7 protein-coding genes are annotated in these 7,702 nt (G+C 73.4%); 2 read left to right on the forward strand and 5 right to left on the reverse strand.

The window, feature by feature from the left end; translation table 11 throughout:
• Positions 1-196 precede the first annotated feature (196 nt).
• The 3 genes from WBN91_RS22870 to WBN91_RS22880 all read right to left on the reverse strand — a co-directional run bounded on the left by WBN91_RS22870 (position 197) and on the right by WBN91_RS22880 (position 4,480).
• On the reverse strand, positions 197-2,818 hold the full coding sequence (locus WBN91_RS22870; RefSeq protein WP_337729401.1) for a CHAT domain-containing protein: 2,622 nt from the start codon (positions 2,816-2,818) through the stop codon (positions 197-199).
• A gap of 88 nt (positions 2,819-2,906) precedes the next feature.
• On the reverse strand, positions 2,907-3,095 hold the full coding sequence (locus WBN91_RS22875) for a hypothetical protein (RefSeq protein WP_337726098.1): 189 nt from the start codon (positions 3,093-3,095) through the stop codon (positions 2,907-2,909).
• Positions 3,096-3,424: 329 nt separating this feature from the next.
• The gene (locus WBN91_RS22880) at positions 3,425-4,480 is read right to left on the reverse strand and encodes a helix-turn-helix transcriptional regulator (RefSeq protein WP_337726097.1); all 1,056 of its coding nucleotides are present in this window, start codon (positions 4,478-4,480) and stop codon (positions 3,425-3,427) included.
• 85 nt (positions 4,481-4,565) lie between these two features.
• Here WBN91_RS22880 and WBN91_RS22885 point away from each other — a divergent pair, with 85 nt between their 5' ends.
• A complete protein-coding gene (locus tag WBN91_RS22885) occupies positions 4,566-5,000 on the forward strand; it encodes a nuclear transport factor 2 family protein (RefSeq protein ID WP_337726096.1) in 435 nt (144 codons plus the stop codon).
• Between the two features lie 28 nt (positions 5,001-5,028).
• Here the strand turns inward: WBN91_RS22885 and WBN91_RS22890 are convergent, their stop codons facing one another.
• Complete coding sequence (locus WBN91_RS22890; protein ID WP_121217725.1) at positions 5,029-5,241, reverse strand: DUF5703 family protein; 213 nt, start codon at positions 5,239-5,241, stop codon at positions 5,029-5,031.
• Complete coding sequence (locus WBN91_RS22895; protein ID WP_337726095.1) at positions 5,238-6,209, reverse strand: YncE family protein; 972 nt, start codon at positions 6,207-6,209, stop codon at positions 5,238-5,240. Before WBN91_RS22895 ends, WBN91_RS22890 begins: the two co-directional genes overlap by 4 nt.
• Before the next feature lie 172 nt (positions 6,210-6,381).
• Here WBN91_RS22895 and WBN91_RS22900 point away from each other — a divergent pair, with 172 nt between their 5' ends.
• Positions 6,382-7,449, forward strand: a complete 1,068-nt coding sequence (locus WBN91_RS22900; protein ID WP_337726094.1) for a hypothetical protein — start codon at positions 6,382-6,384, stop codon at positions 7,447-7,449.
• Positions 7,450-7,702 lie beyond the last annotated feature (253 nt).

Here is a 7,702-nt window from a genome sequence, read left to right on the forward strand (position 1 = left end):
CACGAGGCGCGGAGGCAGGGCGCGGAGGCAGGGCGCGGAGGCAGGGCGCGGAGGCAGGGCGCGGAGGCAGGGCGCGGAGGCAGGGCGCGCGGAGGCGGGGAGGCGGAGTGGGGCCGGGCGTGTGCGGGTGCTTGGGCGGGTTGTCGTGTGGGCGCGAGTCACTACCACAGGTGTGGTACCACACCTGTGGTAGTGATCAAGCCTGGCCGCTGCCCAGGCACACGAACGGTCGCCGCAGCGGGTCCACCGCGATCGCCTCCGCCAGCGCCATCGCCGGCTGCGCGCCCGCGGCCAACCGGCGGTGGTAGTAGTCCATCGTCGCCGCCGAAGCCTGGTCGCCCACGCGGCTCACCGGGGCCACCACCATCTGCGAACCGCTGGCCAGCAACGCACTCGCGAACCCCAACGGCTCGTCGCCCGGCCGGATCCGGTTCAACGCCAACTCGCACGCCGCCAGCACGACCTGCCTCGGCGGGTTCGCCAGGTTCGCCAGCTCGTGCGCGTACAGCGGGCCATCGGTCAACTCCAACCGGGAGAACAAGGCGTTCTCCGGCTCGTGCACCCCGTGCGCGGCGAAGTGCGCGATCCCGGCATCGTCCGAAGTGGACAGCACCGCCTCCACGGTCGCGCGCGAGCCCGACAACAGCGTCGCCGAGGTGTAGTGCGCGCCCAGCTTGGCGATCTCGCCCACCGCCGCGGGCAGACCCGGACCGCGAACCAGCACCGTCCGGCCGTCGCGACGCCACTCGCCGCGCTCGGCCGCCAGCCACGCGGTCGCCGACGGGGCCACGACGATCGGCCGCGCGTGCAACGTCGGCAGCACGCCCCACGGCACCGCGTACAGGGCACCGGTCGGCACGACCACCAGGTCCCGGTCCCCGACCAGGCCCAGCAACGGCTGCACCAGTTGCGTGTCGAGCCGATCGGCCTGGCGGTGCGCCGACGTCGACAGCACCCGCACCAGCGCGGCGGGCAGGTGGTCGGGGGCCAGGGCGTTGAGGTCGGCGTTGAGCATCCGGGCGCTCTCCGCGGCGGCGTCGGCCGAACCCAGGTGCACCAGCCGCACGTCCCCCTCGACGACGACCACGGCGACCAGCGCGTCCCCCGACGACGCGAAGCTGACCAGCGCCCGCTCACCCAGCTGGTCCACCACCTCGCGCAGCTTCACCACCGGGCGCGGGCTGCCCCAGCTGCCGGAGTGCCAGCCGATCTGGTTGGCCTTGCGCAGCCGCTCCGCCCGTCGCGTCGCCAGCGCGCCGGTGGGGTGGCCGTCGTGGTGGGCCTTGTGGATGGACTGGGTCAGGCTGCGCACCTCGGCGATCAGCTCCGCCAGCTCCGGGTTGTCCACCCGGGTCACCGGCTCGTACCGGTAGGTCTGCGCCCGCGTCCGCTCCAGCCACGCGAACAGCCGCCGCGCGTTGCCCTCCGCCAGCACCAGCCCCACGGCCAGCTCCGTCAGCTCCCGCCCGTGCAACGCGGTCCCGGACAGCAGTTCCAGCCCGCCCATCCGGTCCCGCACGTGGTCCAGCTCGGCCAGACCCGCCCGCACCTCGGCGAACGCGGCCGTGCGCCGACCCCGCGCGGCGGCCAGTTCGGCCCGGCACAGCCGGCGCAGCATCCGGTGGTCGATCGCGGTCAGCCGGCCCGGTCGCGGCACGCCCTCCAGCACTCGCTCGGCCGCGTCGAGGTCACCGCGCCGCACCTCCAACCGCACCGCCAGCATCCGCGCCGACGCCGCCTGCTCCGCCAGCCTCGGCACCGGCAGCGAGTCGGCGAACCCCAGCACCCGCGTCGGCAGCGACCGCGGCACCCGGCCCGACCGCAGCGCCACCTCCGTGTCCACCCGCAACCCGATCAGCGTCGCGTTCGCCACGCACGTCTCGCAGCCCCACCGCCGCATCCGCTGCCGCGCCGAGGACGCCATCTCCCGCGCCAGGGCCAGGTCGCCGGTCATGTACGCGGCGACCGCGCGGGTCAGCTCCACGTCGGCCAGCTCGCCGGTCGCCACGCCCTGGTCGGCGCGCAGCGCGGGCAGCACGTGGTCGAGCTGGTCGCCGGCCTCGTCGGCCAGGCCCGCGACCAGCAGCGCCTGCGCCCGGTGCAGGCCCAGCAGCGGCGGCACGTCCAGGCCCAGGTTCCGGTAGGCGCGTTCGCTGCTGTCGTAGCGGCGCAGCGCCGCCGGCACGTCCCCGATGCGCAGCTCCAGCCGGCCCAGCGCGTGACTGGCGTCGGCGGCCAGGTTGACCAGCCCGAACTCCGTCGCCAACGCCACCGCCCGGGTCAGGTCCTGGCGGGCCTGGGTGATCGACCCCAGGTTGGTGTGCGCGGTGCCCAGGCTGCGCAGCGTCTTCACGATCGGCTCGACCAGCGCGGGCACCGGCTCGTCGGCCGCCGCGAGCCGCCACTCCTCGTGGGCCAGGGCCTGGCCGAGCACGGCGACGCCCTCCTCCAGCAGGCCCGCGTTGAGCAGCAGCAACCCCCGGTTGTGCCCGACGCTGCCGGACAGCTCCGCCCGCACCAGCGGGTCGGCCACGTCCCGCACCAGCGCCCGCACCTCGTCCAGCCCCGCCAGGCCCGCGGCCAGGCCGGCCGTGTCGGCCATCAACGCCGACAACGTCGAGGAAAGGCGAATGCGCGTGACGAGCCATTCCTGGCGCGTGTCCGGATCACCGGGATCCACCGATTCCGCCAACGCGCGGGCGCGGTGCAACAACCGCATCGCCTCGCGATGCCGTCCCGAACACGACGCGTCCACTCCGTCGCGGTGCAGGGTGCGGGCCTCGCGGATGACGGCGGTTTCGTCGCGGGAAGCGATCACAGGCACTTGTCCATGACATCACAGAACGCAACTGGAAACGCCCGCCGACCGGATCGTCGGTCGGCGGGCGCCGGTCACGCTGGGTCGATCAGTTCGAGGACGTCTTCTGCACGCAGCCGTTTCCCGAGCACATCGGCGTCAGCTCGCCGCCGTCGTGGTTGTGCTCGTGTTCGTGCTGCTCCTGGTCCTGCTCCGGCGTCACCGGCAGGACCGCGGTGGTGGTGCCGTCCTCCGGCACGTCGCCGCCCTGGAACTCCGTCTCGCTGGTCGTAGACATGGCGATCTTCCTCCCCTGATGATCTGCCTAGGCCAAACAAGCGACCCGCGCGACTGCGCCGAGTCACGTCCGGCGGCCCCTCCTCCGCACGAACGGACCAATGGTGGCACAACGGAGTAACGAACGAAGGGTAAATTTTGCACATCGGTACGCAACCTCGCGCTGACGTGCGAAAACGGCCCAGTATTCACCCGTTCAGGTAATGATGGGGGTGCGGATGGGGTAGTCGATCACCCCAGGAAAGCGAAAATTCCTCAGCGCGAAGAATATTTGTTGCGGCGGGACGGGCGGCGGTGCGGCTCGCGCTCGGCCGACCCGCCCCCGCACCGTCACCCGAGGTAGCAGGCGGCCACGAGTTCCCCGCGGCTGCCGACGCCCACCTTGGCGAAGATGTGGCGCAGGTGTTCCTGCGCCGTGTACGGCGAGATCCCGAGCCCGCGAGCTATTCGACGGGTGGCATGTCCGCTCAGGACCAGTTCGGCGACCTGCTGCTCACGCGGGGTCAACCCGTAGATCGCCGCGGTCAACGGCACCAGGTGCTCACGGCCGGCCGGGCCGATGACGACGCTCACGGCGCCGGTCGTCCCGAACTCGGTCAGGAGGCCGTGCAGGGTCGCCCAGTGCCCGTTGACCAGTCGAACGCGCAGCACCGCCGACCCGCACGCCCCGGCCAACGCCGCGAACGAGACGGCGTGGACGGGCAGCGGGAGCTCGCCGTCGGACCGGGGGCCGCCGGGGAACAGCGCCAGCCACTCCCGCGTCGTGGCGCTGACGGCGACCGGGACGCCCAGCCGGTCCACGACCACCAACCCCGGTGCGGCGGGGGTCGGCGCGTCGGAGGTGGCGTCGGCGAGCAGGCCGCGCCTGATGCCGTCCGCCAGGCACGGCGCGACCGACAGCATGAACCGCCGGTCCGACTCGTCGAAGGCGGGCGCCGCCCGCGGGCGGTTGAGGCGCACGGTGGCCCAGACCCGCCCGTCGGTGCCGCGCAACGCCACCACCATCTCCTGGGCGAGGTCGTGGTCGTGCATGTAGTCGCGGTAGATCGGGCTGCGCCAGGGATCGCCGTCCGTGACCTCGGCGAGGGTCTGGACCCCGGTCGGGTTCCGCACGACGTCGATCGACTTGTTCACGTCGTCGTCGAGGTACTCCCAGCGCATCTGCGCGGCGGTGTCGAGCACGCATTGAGGCCCGTGCACGCCGGTGACCACCAGCGACCGCGGGTCGAGGGTGTACCAGGTCGGCGCGTCGGACGCACCGGTCGACGAGGGCACCGCCCGGGCGACGAGCGGGCCGGCCGCGGCGCAGAACGCAGCGACACCGAGACCGGCGTCGACGAGTGCGGCCAGGTCGTGCCGCACCCGGTCCTCCGTGCGTGAGTCCATCGCCACCGCCTCGCGGCCGTCCGGATCCGCAATAACAGGATGGTGGCATGGACACCGCCGGACAAGGGCTCGCAGGATGGCCCGCATGGACGTTGTGGTGGGTCGGGGTGAGCAGCTCGCGCGGGCTTTCGTCACCGCTGTGGAGAGCGGTGACCCGGTTCGGTGGGCGGAGGTGTTCACCGACGACGCGACCTACGCGCTGCCGGACCTCCCGGAGCCCCTCCGGGGTCGGAACGCGATCGAGGCGATGGCGGCCACGTTCTTCCGGGCGTTCCCCGACATGGTCTTCGAGATCCGGACGGTGGTCGAGCAGGGCGACGTCGTGGTCTTGGAGGGTGCGACCAAAGGCACCTTCACCGGCCCGATGACGACGCCCGGTGGAGAGGTCCCGCCGACCGGCAAGTCGTTCGAAACACCTTTTGCCGTCGTGTGCGAACTGTCCGGGACCGGGCTCGTCGCGGCCTGCCGGGAGTACTACGACACCGCCGCCTTCGCGGCTCAGCTCGGCGTGACCGGCTGAGGTCCCCGCCGCGTCACCCCCGGCGTGATCAGGTGATCACGCCGGGCAGGGTGGCGGCCGTCCGCTTGCGGCGCAGCCAGACCTTGCGGGAACCGTCGCCGAACAGCAGGGTCCGCGACAGCTCCCAGCCCGCGAACTCCGCGTGGATCGCCAACTGCGTCGTCGCCGTGCGACGGGAGACGCCGGCCGGCAGGCGCAGCGGCCGGTACTCCCAGTCCCCGTCGACCACCCCTTCGTTCATGACCCGATCACCTGCATCCCTTGGCCGTCTCCGGACGCGACGAACACGCGCCCGCTGCCCGGGTCCACCGCCACCGAATCCGGCTGGCGGACCGTGGCGTACCGGTGCTTCTCCACCGGCTCGCCACCCGCGACGTCGAACGCCACCACCTCGTTGCGTTCGGTGAGCGTGACCCACAACAGGTCCCGCCGCTCGTCGTAGGCCATCCCGTAGGGCGCGCCGGGCAGCGGGAAGCGCTGCCGCATGATCAGCGGGCGCACCGAGAACGCCATCAGCTCGCCGCCGCGGGTGTCCACGACCAGCACCCGGCCGAACCGGTCGGCCACCGCCGTGGTCGCGCCCTCGCCGGCGCGCAGCCCCGCGCCCAGCTTCGGCTCCGCGCCCAGGTCCACGTCGAACACCGCGCTGCGCGGCCGGTCCAGCACCACGGCGTGGTCGCCCACCGCGACCAGCCGGTCCGGGCTGGACACCCCGGTCACCGCGCGGCCCGCCACGTCCAGCACCTTGGCGTCCCGGCGCGCGACCACCGCCTTGCCGTCGACCAGCGCCACGTCCACCGGGCCGCCGTCGACCGGCCGCGACGACGTGGTGCCGTCGGTCCGCACGGTCACCACGACACCGCCGCCGGGCACCGGCGCCTCCACCGCGTCACCTGCCACGACCAGGCGCTCCGCGACCCCGGGCAGCGGCACGACCCGCGGGGCGGCCAGGTTGTCCAGGGGGTGCAGCGCCACCGAGGGCGGGTCCGACAGCGCCACCGCCACGTACCCGGGCAGCACCGCGACGGCGCTCGCCGCGCGCATCGGGAGGACCGTGCCCTCGGGCGTGGCCGTGACCTGCGGTGACTCCGCCGGTGTGGCCGGTTCCAAGGTCGCGGCCACCTGCAACGGGTCTCCGGAGCCGTCCCCGGTCGCGCAGCCGGACAGCAGCGCGGTCCCGGTGAGCACAGCCGCGGCCAGTCGGCGCAACGTCGAACCTCCAGCTAGCCCGAAAGCGAGAACGTCCTCCCAGCATCCATCACGAAACCACCATCGTCACGCAGGGGGAGGGTGTTGTCGTTGGTCCAGGGGAGTGGTAGTGGCCGCGCGCCCGTACCCCGGCCGGGGTTTCCGCGACTATCCCAGGTGACGGGAGGTACGGATGACGGTCGAGGAGTTGCGGGCCAGGCACGTGGAGCTGCTGCGCGACCGGCGGGTCGCCGACCGCCTCGGCCCACCCGACCCGAACGGCCCGCACGAGGACCGCTACCACACGTGGACCCAGGTCGCGGCCGAACCGCTGCGCACCCGCCTGACCAGGCTCGCCGACGTCCGCACCCGCCCCGCCGGCTACCGGTCGGCCCACCTGCGCGACCTCCAGGCCACCCTCGACGCCTGCCAGCCGGAGGTCCTGCACCTGGCCGACGCGGCCGGTTGGAGCGTCCGCACGCCGGTGCTGGCCGGGGTGTTCCCGACCGGCACCCTGGACGGCATCAGCGTGCCGGTGCCCGGCCGGGGCGTGCTGGTCCTGGTCAACACCGGCCTGCTGGACCTGTCCGCCGCTGTGCTGAAGATCATGACCGGCGTGCTGCCCGCCTACGGCACCCCGCCCCTGCTGACCCCAGACCAGGCCTCCTACGCCCTGGCTGAAGCCGTCAACGCCTACCTCTACGGAAACGGCGCCGTGTCCGCCCGGCCGCTGCCCGAGCTGTCCGGCCAGCGCCTGGCCCTGGTCGGGCTGATGCTGCGCCGGGCCACCCAGTTCGTCATCGCGCACGAGCTGGCACACGTGCTCACCGGTCACCTGGTCACCGCGCGCAGGGTCACCGACCCGGACACCCCGGTGGGCGCGCTGGACGCCTGGTCGATCGGCTGGGCCCGGGAGCACGAAGCCGACCGCGTAGCCGCCACGATCATGCTGCGCACCCTGGACGACCTGGCCCCGCGCCTGGTCGACGCGATCGAGCCGTGCCTGGTGGGAGCGCTGCTGCTGGTCCCGTTCCTGCACGAGGTGACCGACCGGCTGGCAGACGAGCAGGGCCGCCCGGTGCCGTTTTCGACCACCCACCCGCCGCCGGTGCGGCGGGTCCAGGCACTGGTGGAGCACTTGGCCGGCCGCACCCGAACACCCCGCGCACTGGACCTGGCCGCCGACGTGGCGACGTGGTTGGAGGACCAGTTGGCGGGGGTGCGGGAGTGGTTCCGGCTGGTGGACGAGGTAACCGCTTAGCAGCCGCTTGCCCAGCCCTCTTCCGCCGCGCCCCAGCCCCCTTCCGCCGCGCCCCAGCCCCCTTCCGCCGCGCCCCAGCCCCCTTCCGCCGCGCCCCAGCCCCCTTTCGCCGCGCCCCAGCGCTTTTCGCCGCGAAGCGGCGTCTTTCGCCGCGCTCCGCGCGGCGGTGGTGTTAGCCACAAGGGAGGGGCCTCGTGTTCCCCACCGTATGGCCCGCCCGAAGGGCTACCACAGATTTCCCGGGTGCAGCCGA

Source organism: Saccharothrix sp. CCNWYY140, from assembly GCF_037401995.1.
Taxonomy (GTDB): domain Bacteria; phylum Actinomycetota; class Actinomycetes; order Mycobacteriales; family Pseudonocardiaceae; genus Actinosynnema.

Bases quoted from the DNA above. Each gene is read 5' to 3' on its own strand.
- WBN91_RS22875 (WP_337726098.1), bottom strand. From the start codon at position 3,095: ATGTCTACGACCAGCGAGACGGAGTTCCAGGGCGGCGACGTGCCGGAG.
- WBN91_RS22880 (WP_337726097.1), bottom strand. From the start codon at position 4,480: ATGGACTCACGCACGGAGGACCGGGTGCGGCACGACCTGGCCGCACTC.
- WBN91_RS22885 (WP_337726096.1), top strand. From the start codon at position 4,566: ATGGACGTTGTGGTGGGTCGGGGTGAGCAGCTCGCGCGGGCTTTCGTC.
- WBN91_RS22890 (WP_121217725.1), bottom strand. From the start codon at position 5,241: ATGAACGAAGGGGTGGTCGACGGGGACTGGGAGTACCGGCCGCTGCGC.
- WBN91_RS22900 (WP_337726094.1), top strand. From the start codon at position 6,382: ATGACGGTCGAGGAGTTGCGGGCCAGGCACGTGGAGCTGCTGCGCGAC.